We start from the raw sequence: 2,575 nt of genomic DNA on the forward strand, positions 1-2,575 counted from the left end.
GGTTCGCGCTGACGGCGGCGGGGCTCGCGCTGTTGCCCCTGGCGCCCTCGTACGGGTGGCTCTTCCCGGTGATGGGGCTTCTGGCGGTGGGCTCGGCGCTGGTGAACCCGTGCCTGTCGGCGCTGGTGTCCCTGCACGCGCCCCCTGAGCGCCAGGGCGCGGTGTTGGGCGCGTATCAGGCCTGCGGTTCGTTGGGTCGCATTGTGGGCCCGGCGCTGGGCGGCCTGCTATTCACCCGGTTGGGCCCGGCGGCCCCCTACGGAACGGGCGCGGTCCTGGTGGCCCTGGGGGGTGTCCTGGCACTGTCGTTGGTGACACAGGTGAGAATGTCGGGAGCGGGCGCCGAGCAAAGCTCATAGGATGGAGTCCATGGTGGGGAAGCCGCAGCACATCACCATCGCGTTCGACGTGATGGGGAGCGATCACGGCCCGGCGGAGGTGGTGCGGGGTGCGGCCCAGCTCTCGCTGGAGTCTCCGCACATCCACGCGCTGCTCGTGGGGGACCGTCCAGTCATCGACGAGGCCCTCGCCGGCATCAAGCACAACGGCGAGCGCATCTCCGTGCACCACGCGGCGGACTTCGTGGGCATGGACGAGAAGCCCGGCGAGGCGCTGGCGCGCAAACCCGAGTCCTCCGTGGCGGTGGCCGCCCGGCTGGTGGCCGAGGGGGAGGCGCACGCGCTGGTGTCCGCGGGCAACACGGGCGCGGGCGTGCTCGCGTGCAAGCGCCACTTCCAGTTGATTCCGGGCGTGCGCCGCGCGGCGCTGGCCACGGTGTACCCGACGCGGGGCGTGCGCGGGGCGAAGCAGGACCCCTTCAGCCTCATCCTCGACGTGGGCGCCACGGTGGAGGCCACCGCGGAGGACCTGGTGGCGTTCGCCGTCATGGGCAGCGCGTACGCGCGCATCATCTCCCGCAACGAGCGGCCCAAGGTGGCGCTGTTGTCCAACGGCATCGAGCCGCAGAAGGGCCCGCCCCGGGTGGTGGAGGCGCACCAGCGGCTGTCGCAGATGACGGGGCTCAACTTCACCGGCAACGTGGAGGGCATCGACATCCCGCGCGGCACGGCGGACGTCATCGTGACGGACGGCTTCGTGGGCAACGTGTGCCTGAAGATGCTGGAGGGCGTGCACGACACGGTGATGGAGCTGGCCCAGTACGCCTACAAGGAGAGCCTGCGCTGGAGAGCGGGCCTGGCCATGCTGTCCTCCGGCATCGAGCGGCTCAAGGACATCACGGACTGGGAGCAGTACGGCGGCGCGCCCATCCTCGGGTTTGACCGCATCTTCATCAAGGCGCACGGTCGCTCCAAGGCGCGCGCCATCGCGAACGCGGGCAAGGTGGCCGCGAAGGCGGTGGCGAACGAGCTGGGCACCGCCATCCAGGAGGGTTTGGCGCGGTGAGCCTGCCGGACCGCATCGACCCACGCCCCCCGCGCCGCATCTACCGGTGGGACCTGGACAAGACGTACCTCCAGACGGACTTCGAGTCGCTGCGCGACCTGTTCCGCACCGCGTTCCAGAAGGCGCACGAGAAGGTCGCCGTGCCGGGCGCCTCCGCGCTCATCAAGGAGCTGGCGGAGCAGGGGGACTCGCGGCTGTGCATCGTGTCCGGCAGCCCCAAGCAGATGCGCGCGGTGCTGGAGGAGAAGCTCAAGCTGGACGGCGTCCAGTGGGATGAGTTCGTCCTCAAGGACAACGTCAGCAACCTCTTGCGCGGGCGCTTCCGGGCCCTGCGGGGACAGGTGGGCTACAAGCTGCCCGTCATCCTGGAGAGCCGCATCCACGCGCCGGTGGAGGCCGAGGAGGTGCTCTTCGGCGACGACGCGGAGGCCGACGCGTTCATCTATTCGCTCTACGCGGACCTCATCGCGGGGCGGGTGGACGAGCGCGTGCTGTCGCAGGTGCTGGAGGCGGGCGGGGTGTACCCGGACGACGTCGCGCGGGTGCACGCGGCGTGGAAGAAGATTCCGGTGGCGGACCCCGTCCGGCGCATCTTCATCCACCTGGACCGGCTGACGCCGCCCGCGCACTTCACGGCCTACGGGCCGCGCGTGGTGCCCATCTTCAACTACTTCCAGGCGGCGCTGGTGCTGCTGGCGGACGGCCACCTCACGGCGCCCCAGGTGCTGAAGATCGCCGTGGAGATGGTGCAGACGGCGGGGCACAACATCATCACGCTGTCGAACTCGTTCCAGGACCTGCTCAGGCGCGGACTGCCGCTGCAGCAGGCGGCCATCGCGCTGTCCCAGGCGATGGAGGGGCCCAACGCGCTGCTCAAGGCGATGCGCCCCGTGCCGGACATCCTGGCCGCGTTCAGCAAGCGCCTGGCCGCGCTGGGGACCCAGCCGCCGCCCCCCCGGGTGCAGGCGGTGGACTACGTGTCGCTCATCTCCCATGCGCTGCCGAGGACCCACAAGGGCCGCTCGACGAAACCCACGACCTGAGCGGCTTCCCGGCGGGCCTTCCAGGCGCTCCCGTGGGGGAGTCCGCCTGCCTGCCCGCTGGCCCTTCGGGGGACCGGACGCTTCCGGAAGGCCGGCCCGGGCTCGGGATGGGGTGGGGGCTGTCTCTT

3 protein-coding genes are annotated in these 2,575 nt (G+C 70.9%); all 3 read left to right on the forward strand.

What is annotated here, in order from left to right; translation table 11 throughout:
* Positions 1 to 359, forward strand: a 359-nt coding sequence (locus D7Y13_RS40685) for an MFS transporter (protein WP_120631026.1), incomplete at its 5' end; no start/stop codon positions are given.
* Between the two features lie 10 nt (positions 360 to 369).
* The gene (plsX, locus tag D7Y13_RS40690; protein ID WP_120538377.1) at positions 370 to 1,404 is read left to right on the forward strand and encodes a phosphate acyltransferase PlsX; all 1,035 of its coding nucleotides are present in this window, start codon (positions 370 to 372) and stop codon (positions 1,402 to 1,404) included.
* A complete protein-coding gene (locus D7Y13_RS40695; protein ID WP_120538376.1) occupies positions 1,401 to 2,447 on the forward strand; it encodes a phosphatase domain-containing protein in 1,047 nt (348 codons plus the stop codon). The genes plsX and D7Y13_RS40695 overlap by 4 nt, the downstream gene beginning before the upstream one ends.
* Positions 2,448 to 2,575 lie beyond the last annotated feature (128 nt).

Source organism: Corallococcus praedator (genome assembly GCF_003612125.1).
GTDB classification, from domain to species: domain Bacteria; phylum Myxococcota; class Myxococcia; order Myxococcales; family Myxococcaceae; genus Corallococcus; species Corallococcus praedator.